The organism is Microcoleus sp. Pol11C3, from assembly GCF_036701485.1.
Lineage (GTDB): Bacteria > Cyanobacteriota > Cyanobacteriia > Cyanobacteriales > Microcoleaceae > Microcoleus.
On record NZ_JAUBQW010000007.1, the window covers coordinates 49,191 to 66,039 of the forward strand.

14 protein-coding genes and 1 pseudogene are annotated in these 16,849 nt (G+C 46.4%); 10 read left to right on the plus strand and 5 right to left on the minus strand.

Features of this window, described 5'->3' with window-relative positions; all coding sequences use genetic code 11:
• The 4 genes and pseudogenes from QUA40_RS03700 to QUA40_RS03715 all read left to right on the plus strand — a co-directional run.
• Nucleotides 1–299: pseudogene (locus QUA40_RS03700) on the plus strand (hypothetical protein); the annotation flags it as partial.
• A 527-nt stretch (nucleotides 300–826) separates the two neighbouring features.
• Nucleotides 827–1,891: a hypothetical protein gene (locus tag QUA40_RS03705; RefSeq protein WP_333121874.1), complete on the plus strand. Its 1,065-nt coding sequence runs from the start codon at nucleotides 827–829 to the stop codon at nucleotides 1,889–1,891.
• A gap of 259 nt (nucleotides 1,892–2,150) precedes the next feature.
• Nucleotides 2,151–2,924, plus strand: a complete 774-nt coding sequence (locus QUA40_RS03710; protein WP_333121875.1) for an ABC transporter permease — start codon at nucleotides 2,151–2,153, stop codon at nucleotides 2,922–2,924.
• Between the two features lie 116 nt (nucleotides 2,925–3,040).
• Entirely contained in the window at nucleotides 3,041–3,940 is a 900-nt protein-coding gene (locus QUA40_RS03715; protein ID WP_333121878.1) for an ABC transporter ATP-binding protein, read from the plus strand.
• A gap of 144 nt (nucleotides 3,941–4,084) precedes the next feature.
• Here QUA40_RS03715 and QUA40_RS03720 read toward each other — a convergent pair whose 3' ends face one another.
• Nucleotides 4,085–5,044 (minus strand): GNAT family N-acetyltransferase, encoded by a 960-nt coding sequence (locus QUA40_RS03720; RefSeq protein ID WP_333121879.1) that lies wholly within the window; start codon nucleotides 5,042–5,044, stop codon nucleotides 4,085–4,087.
• A 755-nt stretch (nucleotides 5,045–5,799) separates the two neighbouring features.
• Here QUA40_RS03720 and pap point away from each other — a divergent pair.
• Complete coding sequence (gene pap / locus QUA40_RS03725) at nucleotides 5,800–7,287, plus strand: polyphosphate:AMP phosphotransferase (protein ID WP_333121881.1); 1,488 nt, start codon at nucleotides 5,800–5,802, stop codon at nucleotides 7,285–7,287.
• Nucleotides 7,288–7,559: 272 nt separating this feature from the next.
• Complete coding sequence (locus QUA40_RS03730; RefSeq protein WP_333121883.1) at nucleotides 7,560–8,639, plus strand: YdcF family protein; 1,080 nt, start codon at nucleotides 7,560–7,562, stop codon at nucleotides 8,637–8,639.
• On the opposite strand, the gene QUA40_RS03735 is transcribed toward QUA40_RS03730, so the two are convergent.
• Nucleotides 8,636–8,974: a hypothetical protein gene (locus tag QUA40_RS03735; RefSeq protein WP_333121885.1), complete on the minus strand. Its 339-nt coding sequence runs from the start codon at nucleotides 8,972–8,974 to the stop codon at nucleotides 8,636–8,638. The genes QUA40_RS03730 and QUA40_RS03735 overlap by 4 nt on opposite strands.
• Nucleotides 8,975–9,423: 449 nt before the next feature.
• On the opposite strand from QUA40_RS03735, the gene glsA reads away from it, so the two are divergent.
• Entirely contained in the window at nucleotides 9,424–10,350 is a 927-nt protein-coding gene (glsA, locus tag QUA40_RS03740; RefSeq protein ID WP_333121887.1) for a glutaminase A, read from the plus strand.
• Between the two features lie 191 nt (nucleotides 10,351–10,541).
• Here the strand turns inward: glsA and QUA40_RS03745 are convergent, their stop codons facing one another.
• The 3 genes from QUA40_RS03745 to QUA40_RS03755 form a co-directional block, all read right to left on the minus strand.
• Nucleotides 10,542–12,356 carry an adenylate/guanylate cyclase domain-containing protein gene (locus tag QUA40_RS03745; protein WP_333121888.1) on the minus strand — a complete coding sequence of 605 codons (1,815 nt, stop codon included), beginning with the start codon at nucleotides 12,354–12,356 and terminating at the stop codon, nucleotides 10,542–10,544.
• Nucleotides 12,357–12,593: 237 nt separating this feature from the next.
• A complete protein-coding gene (locus tag QUA40_RS03750) occupies nucleotides 12,594–13,700 on the minus strand; it encodes a FecR domain-containing protein (protein WP_333121889.1) in 1,107 nt (368 codons plus the stop codon).
• 225 nt (nucleotides 13,701–13,925) lie between these two features.
• The gene (locus tag QUA40_RS03755) at nucleotides 13,926–14,270 is read right to left on the minus strand and encodes a hypothetical protein (RefSeq protein ID WP_333121890.1); all 345 of its coding nucleotides are present in this window, start codon (nucleotides 14,268–14,270) and stop codon (nucleotides 13,926–13,928) included.
• A 99-nt stretch (nucleotides 14,271–14,369) separates the two neighbouring features.
• Here QUA40_RS03755 and petP point away from each other — a divergent pair, with 99 nt between their 5' ends.
• The 3 genes from petP to QUA40_RS03770 all read left to right on the plus strand — a co-directional run bounded on the left by petP (nucleotide 14,370) and on the right by QUA40_RS03770 (nucleotide 16,845).
• A complete protein-coding gene (petP, locus tag QUA40_RS03760; RefSeq protein WP_172186826.1) occupies nucleotides 14,370–14,570 on the plus strand; it encodes a cytochrome b6f subunit PetP in 201 nt (66 codons plus the stop codon).
• Between the two features lie 199 nt (nucleotides 14,571–14,769).
• The gene (locus QUA40_RS03765; protein ID WP_333121891.1) at nucleotides 14,770–15,864 is read left to right on the plus strand and encodes a Get3/ArsA fold putative tail anchor-mediating ATPase NosAFP; all 1,095 of its coding nucleotides are present in this window, start codon (nucleotides 14,770–14,772) and stop codon (nucleotides 15,862–15,864) included.
• Between the two features lie 285 nt (nucleotides 15,865–16,149).
• Nucleotides 16,150–16,845, plus strand: a complete 696-nt coding sequence (locus tag QUA40_RS03770) for a Uma2 family endonuclease (protein WP_333121892.1) — start codon at nucleotides 16,150–16,152, stop codon at nucleotides 16,843–16,845.
• Nucleotides 16,846–16,849 lie beyond the last annotated feature (4 nt).

Here is a 16,849-nt window from a genome sequence, read left to right on the forward strand (position 1 = left end):
CGGGAACTTCGCCAACCACCAATCCCAATAATCTCAATCCGGGAAGTTCGCCCTATACCACTCCCAATAATGCCAATCCGGGAACTTCGCCGAATACCAATCAGAATAATCTCAATCCGGGAAGTTCACCGAGTACCAGTCCCAATAATAGTGCGTCTCCCACGGGTGGAACTGGTGGCGGCAGCAACAGCGATTTAGTTCCCAATCCCAATCTCAATCTTCCGAGAGTGCCGCCGAGTTCCTTTGGCCCTGGAGGTGTGGCACCGACTAGAGATGCGATTGATGGCCCCCGCCAGTAATCGACGAAGTGTGAGAACTTTCATCACAGAAACCGGGTTTCTCTTAAACCTTCTCTTTTTTAGGGATAGTTCACCCGCGAGAAAGCCGGAATATTTATTTGCCTGCTTAATATTGATGTCAGGTGCGATCGGCATATTTTGTAGCAGAGTAGCGAAATAAAAGTTAAGCTAAGAACTTGTAGAGGCTATGGGCTAAGCACTCTTTCACAACTGGACAACCAGGTAGAATTAGTGAGAGATAGCCAGCTTTAATCCGTAACAGGATTAGTTATCAGCATAGGTTAAAATTATTCCCAGGCGGGTGCTCGCCAGCTCCAAGTTCTGAAGCTAAACCATTCAATAGGCATATTTTTGTTAAGCTAGTGTGGTTGGGAAAGTACCGGCTGATAACATTAGCCAGACAAAATTAACCCGATTATTCGGAGGCTCTTCATGAGCAAAATATTTGTTTTAATAAATTGGAACAAAATTGCTCTAGACCCGATCCTCTCCGAGGGCTTCGCTAACGCACTTGAGGAGGACATCTAGTGTCAAACTTAGTTCAACGCTTAGAAATAACCGCTCATCCGCAACTTGAAAAATCCCTCGGCTATCGAGGAGATAGTCGCTGGGTAGCTTGGCGCTGGGAGCCCGACATTGACCAGCTTATTTCCAGCGACGGCAAAACAGTCGGCACTGGCAATAATATGGCTTGGCTGGTGTTTTTGCAGCACGATTTAGTCGATCCTGCGGTACAAGAGTACAACCTCGGCGAGGGCGATCGCTACTGGCTGCTTTTAGACACCGAAACTAGAAATCTCTACGTCGGCGAAGGGAAAATAGTTCAAAATCTGCTCGAACAGCCGGAAAGTTTAGGTTTATTGGCCTGTCTAGATGGCGGCAAGGCCGATCAACCAACTGCTGAAAATTGGCAGCAAACGCTATCTCAACTAACAGCTAAACCCGCTTTTCGCCATTTAACCAATGCCCTTCCCTTCGGTATCGCGGCCGCTTTGATAGGTGCTTTGGGAATTGGAACTGGAGTCTGGGTAGTGCCGGCGGTGCAGCAGAAACTAGCTGAAAAAACCACTTTTATTTCCCCAATTAGTTCTGCCGCTAACTGCGGGTTTGGCGGTTCCGATGATTTTTCAGCTCATGTCGGTTCCTCAAGCGGAAACAAAGAACTTCACGTAATAGGCGTTTACGAAGCCAATGCGGATCACAAGAACCGAGATTTATCAAAAAGTGCGTTAGCGAAGCCCTCGGAGAGGATCGAAATCAAAGTAGAACGCCGAAACAAGCCCATAATTCTCGCACTTTCAGCTTACGAACCGGTGCAATGGAACATTACCGCAGAACCGGGAGCCGTTATCGAAAAAATCATTGTTAACGGATACCACAACCAAACTGTTTCAGGAGTTTCGGGAATTCCGGTAGAAGAGCACAGCTACGAAGAAACCGGAGACAATCTCGGCGACTTTATCTACAAGTGGGGTGCGACCCCTGACAGTTCCAATACTTCTTCCCTCGTGACTAAATTGGAACAGAGAAACAGCACCAGTTTAACTTCGTTTCAAGGATGCTATAGAGGTAAGAACTTTAGTATTAATTGAGAGCAGCGACAGAGGGCGACAAGTTATACAATTTTCGATTTTTGATTAAACAATTGGGAATCGCTGATTGGATATAGGTTGGGAACTTGTTACAGTTCCATTCTTGTTTTTTACTGGTGTTAAAACCTCTCCCCCTAAAATCACAAAACCCGCGTCGGCGGGTTTTTTATTGAGAGTTAAACTTATTGGCCTCTCTATGGTATGATATCCCGTGGCTTCATTACCAATTCCCAATTCTAACAATACTAATAGATTTCTTATGAAATACTGGTACGAAACGCTTGCAGTAGCACAGCGAATTTTAATTGAATTGGGAAGGCGAAGACGCAGCTTAGTCTTGTGGAGTATTTTTCCAGTTTCTATCTTGCTAATAAACGCTTTGATTTTAAAAGAACGCGCTAATCTTACGACAGCAAAAGCCTTTGAAACTGCTGCACCTGCAAGTTTAGTAGGAGCGGCGTTATTTTTTAGCTGTCTCGGTGGTAGCGTAGCAACGGTAGTCTCAGAACGAGAACAGCACACCCTCAAACGCTTGTTTATTTCCCCGCTGAGCGGCACTTCCTACTTTTTAGGAATTTTTCTTGCCCACAGTTGCATCGGTATCGGTCAGGTAATTTTAGTATACACGATCGCCTCTTGTTTAGGAGCACAATTTCAAGGCTCTATCCTGCTAGGATGTGCGATTATTTTGCTTAGTATTGTATCTTATGTAGGTGTAGGCTTTATTCTTGGCACCCAGTTTGCGAGGCGCACTGAAGATGTCAACTCGCTAGTAGCAGCTTTCGGCGTTCCTTTGTTGATTTTAGGAGGCGCATTTTTGCCTACTTCGCTGTTTCCCAAAAGTTTGCTGGATCTAGCCCAGTACAATCCAATTTATCACATGAACGAAGCGCTGATGGGCGTGTGGGCTGACGGCAAAGATTTGGCTGATATTGCCGAACACTTTTGGTATTTATTCATATTTTCTATTGCCATGATTGCAGGTGGATGGCTTTCTTACCGCAGGATGCTGAGAGTAGAAAGAAGACTTTAAAACTATTTCATTATGTCGTAATTATTCATCTCTCTCTTCTCTGACTCAGCGCCCTCTGCGGTTTAATCGTTCAGAAACAACCGTAAATATATAAAATAATACGGAGAATTAAAGCAGTGCTGCAAATAGAAAATCTCAATAAGTCTTACGGCGAGCGTTCAGTGCTTAAAGATTTAACACTGCACATCCAAGCTGGAGAAATTTACGGTTTGCTCGGATCAAACGGGGCGGGCAAAACTACAACTATCAATATTTTATGCAATTTACTAAATGCCGACAGTGGCAAAGTTTTTATCAATGGCGAACCTGTTTCTGACTCTACAAAATCCTTAATAGGTGTAGCGCCCCAAGAAAATTTGCTTTACAAAAGCCTTAGCTGCGAAGAAAACCTCAATTTTTTTGCTCAAATTTACGGCTTAGAGCGCAAACAGCGCCGCTATCAAGTAAGACACTGTTTGAAAGCCGTAAATTTGACAGAGAGAGCTACAAGCCCCGTGGAAACTTTGAGCGGAGGAATGCAGCGCCGCTTGAATATTGCGGTGGCTTTGGTTCACCAGCCAAAATTAGTGATTTTAGATGAACCGACAACGGGTTTAGATATTGAGGCACGCTATGAAATTTGGGATTTAATTCAGCGCTTGCAATCGCAAGGAATTACAGTTTTGCTGACAACTCACTTGTTGGATGAAGCTGAGCGGCTGTGTCAGAGAATTGGGATTTTAAAGAATGGCAGTATTGTGGCTGAGGGCAGTTTGGAGGAGTTGCAAAAACTGATTCCGGCTCAAGAAATTATTGTGGTAAAAACCGACGAAGAAGCTGAAGTCATCGCCCGCGCTAAAAAATACAGTTTCATCCCCCGCCGCTACGGTAGCGATTTGGCTTTTTGGCTGCCGGAACGTTTAGAATTAAAAGAGATTATTTTGCGTTTTGATGGGATTTCTATTGATTCGATCGCTCGGTATCCGGTGCGGTTAGAACATATTTATGTAGAAGTAACGAAACAAAATGAACAATGACACAGTGCGATCGTCTCGCTTCTTGCGAACAGGCAAGATGCCTGTTCCACAATAAACTTAATGTCTTGTGGCACAGGCATCTGGCTTGTTCTTGAAAAACTTATTGCCAATGGTGCAAGAGGTGATATCTAAGCGGATTTGATATTACACGGCTTTTACCCACGACAGCCAAGTTTCCATCGGGCGGAAACCGACGGATTTGTAAAGCTTTGTCGCGCCTGTCAAACTGTCAGCATCAACGCTGAGTTTAGCTGTGTTTGCACCCGCTGCTTTTAAGGAGTGCAAACCCGCCAGCAGCATTGCTTTTCCTAAACCCATTTTCCGAAACTCGCGCCGCGTACCCAACAATTCAATCCAACCGTCTTTTGTGCCGCTGCGGGCGTTTTTTTGGGGTTTGATTTGACAGTCGCAGAAAGCTGCAAATTTACGATCGCCCGAAACAGCAATCAAGTCTAATTCCGGCTGATAATTGGCGTCTTGCATCCAATAACGCACGGTTTCCGCAGTTAAATCGTGGTGATTCCAGTGATCCATAAATGACTGGTTGAACATTTCTACCCAGGGTTGGATGTCTTGTTCTCCGGATATGTGTGTCAGCGCAAAATCGGCGGGAAATTCGGGTGTGGGAATTGGTTCGGCGAGGGATCGGGCCATTGTGAGAAAATAGCGATCGACCTCAAAGCCCTGTTTTTCTAACAGCCGCATCTCATCGGTTTGATCCTCACGCCTGTATGTACGCAATTTTGCAGGCAAATTCCGTTCTTTCGCGACTTCGCCCAGCCGCTTTTCGCCCCATTTAATGATATCTTTTTCCAAACCTGCGCCACGGACATTTGGATGCACGTAAAACCAGAGACAAGCGTCGATTTCCTCTGGCGAATCGGGCATATCTAGGAGTGTTAAACCGATTAGTTTGTAATTACCATCTTCCCACAATTGCACGTCGCGGGCTTTGTCGAGTTTGGGGGCATCAAGTATTAGCTTAAGTTCAGTTGCTGAGACTTCTTCGCCGAGTCGATCGACTGCTTCGCAAGCATCGATCAAATTTGCGATCGCGCACCAGTCTGTTTCCCCCTTGTAGGAGCGTGTTGTCAAGATGTTCATAAAAAACTTGCAATCCGTAATTTCGGACTGTTCCTCTTAATTGGTATTGGCAAACAAGTACAGTAACTCAGACATTTTGGACAAACGTCAGTAACAGGCAAGATGCCTGTTCCACAAGAAATAAATACTCTTGTGGGGCGGGCACGCGAACCCGCATCTAAACTGTTTTTAGTATTTGAGAAGGGTGTCGATAAAACTCAGAAACCTGTTTATATCACCCAGGCTTTCAGGTTTTATCTCATAGCGCAATCATAAAAATTGGTTTGCCTTTATGGGCTAGTTTTGTATGTGAGTCTCAGACTGGAGGAGGGCCCAATGTTCGCAAGCAGCCTCCTCAAAGTTATCAAGGCTGATGCTTGACTAACTGTTGTTTAAATAAATTTGATGAAGCTAAGTAAAGAAGTTGTCACCCCCACCGGGTAGTTGATTTTTACTTTTGCTCTGTTTTACAATAAATCCTTTTTCATGGATTTTTGGCTCCTCCTGTTAACTCGCCCGCTCGGGGGAGGAGAGAAATTGAACTTCTTGAAAAGTTCCCTATTTCAACTATAACCTGAGCTGTTTTTTTTGGCAAGTTAGAAATCGAGGGATTCTTGCTAGTATTAACGAGGCAGGCATTTGAGGGCAGGAGCGAGCGTGCTTTAAACCTGCCGTAACTGTAATTTTTATAACGTTTTTCCCGGAATTGAGGATTTAATTTTATCCAAACGTTAAACTAACGTTAAACAGTTTTCTCAGATTTATATGAGGTAAATATGCTCGACAACCTCGATTTAGATATTTCCCTGGATAAAGAAACCTACGATGCCAAGATAGAAGTTTTAATGAAACAGTTGCGATCGCTCCAACTGGCCTGCAGGGAAAAAAAATTGCCCGCAATCATCGTCCTCGAAGGCTGGGCCGCCGCCGGCAAAGGCGCCCTCGTCAAAAAAATGGTAGGGTACATGGACCCGCGCGGGTTTGCGGTACACCCGATTTGGCCACAGTCAGATGCAGAAATGGGCTATCCTTTCCTGTGGCGGTTTTGGCAGAAACTCCCCGCTCGCGGCAAAATTGGTTTTTTCTACCACAGTTGGTACACTCATATTCTAGAAGACCGATTGTTCGATCGAGTCTCCGAGGCCGAAGTACCCACAGCTATCAGGCAAATCAACGCCTTCGAGCGGCAGATGGTAGATGACGGCGCCGCAATTGCCAAATTTTGGATTCACTTGAGCAAAAAAGAACTCAAGCATCGGCTCAAAAAACTAGAAGACGACGCCTTACAAGCTTGGCGAGTACGGCCCGAAGATTGGAAACAAGCCAAAAAATACAAAGAATACACAACTTTTGCCGAAGAAATGGTAGCCCAAACTGGCACTGGCCGCGCACCTTGGACGCTAGTAGAAGGCGATTGTCAGCGGTGGGCGAGAGTCAAAGTTTTAACGCAAATGGCAGCGACAATTACAGAAGCCTTAGACAGACTGCCGATGCAATCTGCACCCGTGAAATTGCCACCTCAAGAAAGCTTGCAACCCACCGAACCAGACTTATTGGCCCAAGTAGATTTAACTCAATCGCTGTCCCCCGACGAATACAAAGAGCAACTTCGCGAAGAACAAACCCGTTTTGGCAAACTGCAACAAAGCATCGACGAAGAGGAAATCCCCGTGTTAGTGCTGTTTGAAGGTTGGGACGCCGCCGGTAAAGGAGGCGCCATCAAACGCTTGACGGACATATTAGACCCCCGCAGTTACACCGTTAATGCCTTTGCGGCCCCGACAGATGAAGAAAAAGCGCACCACTACCTGTGGCGGTTCTGGCAGCGGCTGCCAAGTGCCGGTAAAATCAGCATTTGCGATCGTAGTTGGTATGGTAGAGTGCTGGTCGAGCGAGTCGAAGGATTTGCCGCCGAGTCCGAATGGCGCCGAGCTTATCAGGAAATCAACGAATTTGAGGAGCAACTCACCAGTTTCGGTTGTGTCTTAGTTAAATTCTGGCTGCACATCAGTCCTGACGAGCAACTAAAGCGGTTTACAGAGCGGCAAAACAATCCATTTAAACAATACAAACTCACTCCTGAAGATTGGCGGAATCGGGAAAAGTGGAATTATTATGAAGTGGCGGTGAATCAAATGATTCAGCGCACCAGCACGCCGCTTGCTCCCTGGACGCTAATTGCGGCCGATAACAAGTATTATGCTCGTGTTAAAGTAATTCAAACGGTAACGCAGGCAATTCGGAATCAACTGAAGCGCCGATAAATTGGGATTGCTGAATCGGTAACAGGTAATGAGGAAAAAAAGCAGGCGACAGAAAGCAGACTTGAATTGCCAATTTCACCTGCGACCTGCTCGATTCATTACCAATTATCAATCAACCATTACCAGTTATCAATTACCAATTAACTGTCAGCAATCTGTGACTGGAAGTAGCGGGCTTGCCGCCTGCAACCAATGGTTGATAGCTGACCGGAAGCGAGCATTAGGGTAAAGGCGATGGGGCTGCGTTATTCGCGAAAGTTAAAAACCCACCGATGCCCGTATTTCCTACCGCAGTTAAATTAGCGCTCGTTTCCAAAACTTCTGTACTAATTTATGAAGACACAGAATATTGCAAGATGCCAGAACTGTTAGCTCGCATTCTATTTCTATTCCTCCTGTTCTCACTGATCAAATCGTGGTGGGATCAATCAGGAGGCAAAGACAATCCGTTATTAGATCGGCTGCGCGTTTTGCTGCTGATCAGCCTTTTGATTCTAGCTTTTTTTGCACCAGACACCCCGGTCGGAGCAGCGATTTTCGGGCTCATAGCCTTCTTCTTTAAGCCGCTGGGTTTTTCCATCACTCTGCTGGTGATTGCATCGGCGCTGATCACGAACGGGGGCATCCGCAACCCGGCGCCGAGAATGATCCTGGCAGCGCTGCTAGTTTTGATCCTTTCGAGTATGCCAGTTGTCGCTTACTGGTTCGCCGAGCAAGCAGAACGGGACGCCGCCGCAGCCGTTCGCACAGTTTGCTGCGACGAAACCGCAGCCGCGATCGTCCTACTGGGCAAGGGAACCACTCAGCCTCACATCCCCAACCGAGTAGCGATTCAACTGACAGATACAGGCAATCGCTTGCCCTATGCTGCCGTTTTGTACAGAAAACAACTCGCACCGATGGTCATCGTTACCGCTGGCCCGAGACCAGAGTTGGAGGGTTATGTTGGGGAAGCTAAGGATATCGAGACTTTGCTGGCAAACAACATGGGCGTACCGCGCAGCAGTATCGTTCTCGACGATAACGGCAGCAACATACGCACCAGCGCTGAAGAGGTGAGAAAGATACTCGACAGCCGTGGCGCCACGCGCAAAGTAATTCTGGTAACATCTGCGATTCAGATGCGCCGTGCCAGCCTAGCTTTTGCGAATATGGGAATCCAGGTGATTCCTAGGGCTACCGACTTCTACACTTTTCAACCCACCTCAGGAAGGAAATCCAATAGACTCCGCTTAGACGCGGGAGATTTTTTGCCTAGTGCAGAAGCTTTGGTAACTACGACGCGAGTATTCGATGAATATTTCGGGTCTTTCTATTACTATTTGCGCGGCTGGCAGGCTCCCAGGACCTAAAGTGGCAAGTTGCTGGTGTTTTTCTTAGGCAACAGCGACTGCTCCCCAGATTGGTTTAACATCTGATGAGAATCAGACCTTTGTGGGGAGCTGTATTTTCTCATTCCGGCGGGGTCGCCGACAATCAAGTTGGCCATGAATGCAAACAATACCCAAAAGATAACTGGTTCCCACTCAGATTTTTTGGGCGGTGCTTCTGGGGTTGTGACAGATTCAACGTTGACTTTGATATCTAGTTTGCCTTCAATTTCTTTGCCTTTGAGAACTCCCTCCTTGCACACACCCTTAAAAATCATTGGAGCGGGTTTTGGTGCTTCTGCTTTCGCTTCTGTCATTTTTTTATCCTGGTTTTGGTAGATCCGGTTGGATAGTACATTCTTAAAGGTTCGGGGGTTTTCCGGAGAGGATTGCGCGAAATCTGAAAGAATAAAGTTAAATATGCACCCCGCCCCTTGCTGGGGCTTAAACATAAGAATCTGAAGGCATTTCAAGCTAGTGCTTGTTTGTTTTGGCTAGCAGCGTTGCCTTGAAGCTGCTACTTACCTATCTGTGTGAAGGGGAGAGTTTTATGCAAAATACAGGTTTTTTATGAAAAATTTATTTGCTCCCGGCGGGCCGAAACATCAATAGCCTGAAGTTCGAGCTTGGTTTATCTCCCCGAAGAAACCCAGTTTCTTCCCGCAGCGGGTCCAAGTGACGCAATTCGGTTAACAAACGGGGTTTCTGGCTCAATATCGCGCCAGTAATGCCAATCTAAAATTTAAAATGATCGAAATAATCGAGAGTGAAAATATCCACCAGCCAACTATCTTGCCTGCAACCGGAACAACTGGAAGCTTGGGTACAAGAGGCAATTAATCGCAGTAAATCCGGTCAAATTCCCGCGTATATACCTCTCCTTGCACAAGCAGACAGACAAAGGTTTGCCGTGCAAATTCAGGCAATTGATGGTCAAATTGTGAGCTGGGGTAGCATTGCTCAAACATTCCCGCTGATGAGTGTAGTCAAGCCCTTTGTGCTGCTTTATTTGTTGTGTGAATTGGGCGAAAAAACGGTTTGTGACTGCGTTGGTTGTGAGCCTTCGGAACTGCCTTTCAATTCCCTCACTCAACTCGAAATAGACCAAGGGAAGCCGAGAAACCCGATGATTAATAGCGGGGCGATCGCCCTAGCGTCTTTGATTCCCGGTCAAAATGCTGTGGCGCGCTGTCAAAACTTGCGAACTTGGCTGAACCAACAGGCAAACAGTCAGTTATTTGTTGACGAGTTAATGCTCGATTCAGTGAATGCAATGCCGAATCAAAATAATTGGAACCTCGCCTTGAAAATGGTAGAATCGGGTTATATTCAAAACTCGGAAATTGCTTTAGAAACCTACAATCGTGTCTGCTGTTTGTCGGGAACCGTGGAGGATTTAGCTAAGCTGGGGATGGTTTTGGTAAATAGTGGCGATCGAGCAATGGGGGAAAACTGCCGTACTGTCAAAGCGCTGATGGCCACTTGCGGTTTGTATGAAGCATCCGGCCGCTTTGCGCTGCGGGTGGGACTGCCTGCTAAGTCGGGAGTTAGCGGGGCAATGCTTTCGGTAATTCCGGGTCAAGGTGCGATCGCATCTTACAGTCCGCCTCTAGATAAAGAGGGAAATTCCATCGCTGGCTTATTTCTTTTAGAACAAATAGCTAAAGCTCTGCGGCTGAGCGTATTTGATTAGATTGGGAATGGGAGAATTGGGAATTGGTAATTGGTAATTTTGTTAATCAATTGTCAGGTAATCGGTAGACAAGAGTGCCTAAATTTTCGATCGATCGGCAAACCGCAGATTAAGGTGGATTAACACAGATTAACGCCGATGACGAATGCCCGATGCCCGATGCCCGATGCCCAATGCCCGATGCCCGATGACTAATGCTTTTCGCCCAAAATAGCATAAACCACAGTCTCTTCTTTTTTGCCGCGCAATTGAATCGAGCCTACTTTTTGGCCTTCGTAGCGATCGCGCACGTACGCAAAAGTCCTCGCCGTCACCAACAAATTAAAAGGACTGTCCGAAACAATTTCCTTATTCATCGCCTCCAATCTAGCAGCAACGTTGACAGCATCGCCAATCACAGAATAATTCAAACGCCGGGAACCGCCCACGCTACCAGCAACTAACTGTCCGGTATGCAAACCGATGCCAAACTTAATTAAAGGTTTGCGTTCACTTCTAAGCTGCTGATTAAGTTGGTGCAGCCGTTCGTGCATAGCAATGCAAGCCGCAACTGCATTCAAAGCATCTTGTTGAATTTGTCGATATTCGGTATGGCAAAAAGGCACCCCAAAAACTGCCATAATTGCATCACCGATGTATTTATCTACAACGCCGCCGTGATCCATAATACAGTCGGTCATCGCTTCCAAATAATTGTTCAACCAGGTGAGCAAATCTCGCGGTCGCATTTTTTCTGAAATCGAAGTAAAACTACGAATATCCATAAACAGCACCGTTGCTGTAAGTTCTTGAGGTTCGAGTTCTCCCTGTTCAAATATCTCCGCTTTGCGTTCCCAAATAAGCTGAGCAGTCTCTGGAGCGACGTGCTTTTCAAATAACCTCATCAACTGCTGCTTTTCGTACTGTTCCCGCAGTTGCAAAGCAGTGCCCGATAAAATGAGAGTGCCGATAGGTGCGGCAATGGGAACCCACCAAAAAAAGAAGCCAAATAACAAAGCAGCAGCCGCAATCCAAATTATAGGCAAACCGAGAGCGATCGCAATTCTCTCTTGAACACCTCGGTTGCCCAGAACCAAAGCGGTAAGAGGACCAATTCCCAACAATAACAAAATTTCTAGGAGTACCGGTAGCCGCCGTAGCAAGCGTTGATTGAGCAAATTGTCAGCCAACGCTGCATATAAATAAACCCCAGCCGTAGTCTTATTGAGAGGTGAAGATATGGGGTCGAAACCGGTAGCAACTATGCCCACTAAAACTAACTTATTGGTCAGAGCATCGGCGGGAATTTTACCTTCTACAACATCAACAAAAGCATAGGTAGGTAGATTTTTTGTTTTCCCTGGCCAGTTAACCCAGACTTTTTTTTCCTGCTTATTTTTTGACTGTGGGATTAATACTGGATCTTGGGGATTAGCAGCATTGTACCTGTGAATCATTGCCAAACCGAAATTAGGAATCCCGTTGAGAAAGATTTTTGACTCACGGCTAATACCGTCACTATCGGCTTCTTGGCTGATGTGGCCGACACCTGCGGCGGCTGCTTTTAAAGATGCTACGGGTTCTTCTTTGATGGTGCGGGCCAGTACAACTTTGCCGTTGGCTGCGATTGCAGCGGCTAAAATATCATCTTTCGGACTTGGATCGAGGAAAAGAATGTCAAAACCAACTGCTGTAGGGGGAGATTTTTTCAGTGCTTCTAGCAGTTGGGCGTAGCGGTTGCGAGGCCAAGGAAATTGACCGTATTCCTCCAAGGAATGCGGTTCGATCGCAATTACCGCAATTCTCGAATCCCATCCGGGATTTGGCAAAATTCCCGATTCTCGAATTTGAAATAGGGTTTTGTATCCCAAATATTCAAGGGGTTTCCACATTCCCACTTGCAGCATGGCGACCGACATTATACCTACTACAGCCCCTGTCATCCAAGGAGGATTTGTGATTATATATTGCCGCAGGCCGAGCAGTTGATTTTGTTTGAGATAATCAATCCATTCTTTGAACTTCATGCAATTAATTTGAGGCAATAATTGACATTCGAGTCATAGCTTCGAGAGGAGTTAGAGTCATGAAGTTTTACAACACTGTAAGGGCGAGGGGTTGGCGCAAAATTTCTTTATTTTGACTACCGAGAGTCACCGCGAAATGCTTCGCACTTACACAAAATAATCAACCCAGATAGGACTTAGGATCTAATTCACTTTCTCAGAGACTGCCCGCCTACATTACTCGCGACGATAGGTTGTTTAGCGAACTGCGAAGCTGTAATGCCTTTCTGTGACTGACGGGCCTCGCACTACGATTTTGAGGCGGCGGCTTGGAGGTAAAATTCCTTGGATCTTGAAGTTGCCCTTTTGATCGATCTTAATCTCTTCCTTGTTGACATAAACTGTGTCGATCGGGTTAATTTGACCGCTGAGGCGATAGATATTGCCACTGAGTCTCCCCAAACTGCGGACTTTGAGTTGAGCTAGGCGAGGGCTCGCTGAGGGGGCCACGGGCGAGGTTTGAGAGAAAATAGTCGTGGCGTTGCCGCCGTTGACAACTACTTCTGAGTCGGTGCTGCTGGATACTGCGACTGCACCTTCAATAGTTTCGACTGCGGTTTTGCCCTCGCCGACGCTGACGCCAAAGGAGGTGCCGCGAACTCCGGCAACGCCTTCTGGGGTTTCAACCCTGACTGGGGCGGTTTTGGCAGAACGGGTTTTTTGGGCAATTTGACTAGATTTGCCGAGTCCGCTGAAGGTATTGAGGGCGACTATTTGGTTTGGGGGGATAATTGTTGAGGTGTTGGCTGCGGGAGTTGTCGCAGCAGTTTTGCCGATCGACAACCTGACTCGCCCCCTGCTGACAAAAATCGCTGTGTCTTTTTCGCCACCTGCACTGCTTGACAAATTGGATATTCTGACTGCGGTTTTTTCGGCAACTTCCACGACGCCGATGTTGTTGTCGATGCCTAAACGGGCTGTGGAATTGGGGCCGGTGATGATTTCGTCTCCGGGGGCGAGTAGCCGATCGCCCACAACCGCTGGCCGCCCTTTAAAGCTGACTGTACCGCGAATTTCTTCTATTTCGAGCGATCGCCCGGCCGCTGTTCCCTGGGCGTTTATCGTCTGTGCTGGGGATGGATTCGCCGCCACTGTTGCCGGATTTTTTGGAGATTGTGAGCCGGTGGGCAGTGCTGGCTGTCGATCGACCGAGACAATTTTAGTAGGGTTCGACTGCTGTTTGGGGGATGGAGAGAGCGGACTGGCGATCGTCCCACGAAAGGGCAGCAGACAGGTGAACATAGCTAAGGACAAACTTAGGAGCGGAATTTTGGTCGATCGTCCACAGGTAAAAATTTTATTCATAATTTCAATTTTGTCATATTGAAGTTTCTAGACTTCCTTTCCTGTATCAGACACCCTAAATCCGGCAATCGTTTTATTTTTTATGCCGTAACACAGCAGCAAAAATAAACTTTATCAGCCTGAAAGCTTAGCATTAAAACTTCTTTTTTGGATCAGATTTTAGTAAACTGTTACAACATGGCACTTTACTAAAATCTGACCTTCGGGAAATTTGGCAAACCAGACTCAAAGTCCTTTAAAGCATGAAATTTCGCCGTTGTCAACGTCAGACTGGGCAGACTTATATATAGCAAACATAAAATTAATTACTGCTTTTGAATGTCTTTTGGCTTCTGCCTGAAGGATGACTAATTGGGGAGAAATCGTGTAGTTGTGCCAATTAATAAAAAACTTCTTTTTGCGAATCAATAAAAAATAATTATCTAAGTGGTGAACAGCCTCTGCCAGTGGAGCTTGCCGCTGTGGAACATTATGAAGCAAACCCAAGCGAATCAGGATAGACGATCGACCAACTCCGACTAGAATACCGTCTTTTAGGGAAAGTTGGTGGAAATTCCGATGGAAAATCATAGCGAGCGATCGCCTGGTGGTGTTGCTGTTGAGAAGTAGACGCCAAACTGTAAAATGGACGGTTGTATATAGGTTATATAGAGCAGGAGAACAATTTCCGTGGCAATAGAAGTAGGTCAGAGAGTGAAGGTGCGCCGTCTCAGAGATCGGATACCTGCAAATATAGTGGGCAAGATAAAGGAGAATCCAGTAGGCACTGTTGACGGATTCAGAATGGTTGACGGTAGCGGAGTAGGCGTGGTTGTCAAGTTTGACGGTTTTGCGACTTGGTTTTTTGAAGATGAGCTAGAACCCGTTTAGCAGATGTTGAAGGAAGAAGGAAGAAGGAAGAAGGAAGAAGGAAGAAGGAAGAAGGAAGAGGAAAAATTTTCCCAATTCTTCCCCTCTCCCACTCACCGACTCTCTCACTCTCCTCTTCCTCCACTCTCCCCCCTCCCCCACTCTGGCTGAAGGTTGCGCTTAAATGTTAAAGAGTAAGCTTTGGCAGTGAGAACAGAAAATGGCTTTGATTTTGACATTTTTGGGCAAAGGCGGCACTGGCCGCAGTACGATCGCGATCGCAACAGCTAAAAAATATGCGGCTCAAGGCAAGCGAGTTCTGCTACTCGGCCAAGATCCGGGCCCTGCATTGGGCATTCTGCTAGGGGTTCCCCTGACTCTCACCCCCCAGGAAATCGCCCCCAACCTCAAAGCAGTTCAGGTGCAAAGCGCGCCGCTGCTAGAACGCAGGTGGGACGAAGTTAAACAACTAGAAGCTCAATATGTCCGCACTCCGTTTTTCAAGCAGATTTACGGTCAAGAATTAGGAGTGTTACCGGGAATGGACAGCGCGCTGGCGTTGAACGAACTTCGGGAATACGACGACAGCAAACAATACGATGTAATTGTTTATGATGGCAGCGGCGGCATGGATACGCTGCGGATGCTGGGAATGCCGGAAATTCTGAGTTGGTACATCCGCCGCTTCCGCCAAGCTTTGGTAGATTCGGATTTGGGTAAAGCTTTGTCGCCTTTTATTCAACCGGTTGTCAGTACCGTGTTGACTGTGGATATGTCGGGGGACAATGCTTTTCAATCTACGAAGCAAGTGGATAATCTTTTGGATAAGGGTAAGGAAGCGCTGGCCGATCCAAACCGCACGGCGGCTTATTTGGTTACTACTGGAGATGCAAGTGCGATCGCAACTGCCCGCTATCTTTGGGGAAGTTCTCAACAAGTTGGCTTGACTGTGGGCGGTGTCATTGTCAATCAAGGATCGGTTACAGAAGCTATTACTGCCGATTTTGAGCCTTTGACGGCTGTTTCGGTTCCGGCGCACAGTGACAATAACTGGCAGCCGCTAATTGATGCTTTGCCAGATTTTTCTGAGGCGGCAAAAGCTCCTAAACCGATTAACATAAACATTGCACAGCGTCTAGTTAGTTTGTTTTTGCCTGGGTTTGACAAGAAAGAAATTAAATTGATTCAATCCGGGCCGGAAGTGACGATCGAAGCGGGCGATCAGCGGCGCAATATTTTGCTGCCTCCAGCGCTAACTGGGAAATCTGTTACTGGTGCTAAGTTCCAAAACGGTTACTTGATTGTTTCTTTTTAACAGTTAAGTTGTAGGAATTTTGAGTGCAGCTTGGGAACGGGCAAGATGCCCGTTCCACATTTTTAGGAAAAATATTTAGAAGTTTAGGCTTGCATTGCCAGCATTCGCTCTCATCTCTTAAAATTATTTGCGTTATCTGCCTTACATCTGCGGTTTTTGTATCAATCAAAGATTTATGCAATAAGTCTTTTAAGCAGATGAAGCCGCCCGTAAAAGGTGGTCGGGAATACGATCGCGGTTCGTCTACAATAAAATAAATTCATTAGCCAATTTGGGGAAACAGCAATGGTTACACAACTGCAATCTCCCGACAAATCAAATATCATCTACCCCGACGACAACGGCGAACCAATGTCAGACAATACTGAGCAATTTAGATTAATCGTTTGGATTAAGGAAAACTTAGAACTGTTATTTGGTAACGTTGCTAATGTTTTCGTAGCAGGAAACTTGCTATGGTATCCGGTAGAAGGAAATAACAAAATTTCCCAAGCACCGGATGCAATGGTAGTTTTCGGTAGACCAAAAGGATATCGAGGTTCTTACCAACAGTGGCATGAAGATAATATTGCGCCGCAAGTGCTGTTTGAAATTTGGTCGCCGGGAAATCGCCTCACTCCGATGATTCAAAAATTCAAATTTTACGAACGCTACGGGGTGGAAGAATACTATTTATTCGACCCGCAAACATTAGAATTGACAGGATGGCAGCGGGTTGAAGAAGAGTTAGAGACGATCGAACAAATGGACGGTTGGATTAGTCCCAGACTGGCGGTGCGCTTTGGATTGTCTGAAACCGGACTCGAAATGTTCGGGCCGTCGGGAGAACCGTTTGTGAGTTTTGTGGAACTCGCTCAACTGCGGCAGCAGGCGGAAGCACGGGCTCAGGAAGCAGAAACTTTGCTGGAACAAGAACGATCGCGATCGCAAGCTTTAGAATCAAGACTCCGAGAAATGGGAATCGACCCCAATGAATTGTAATTGC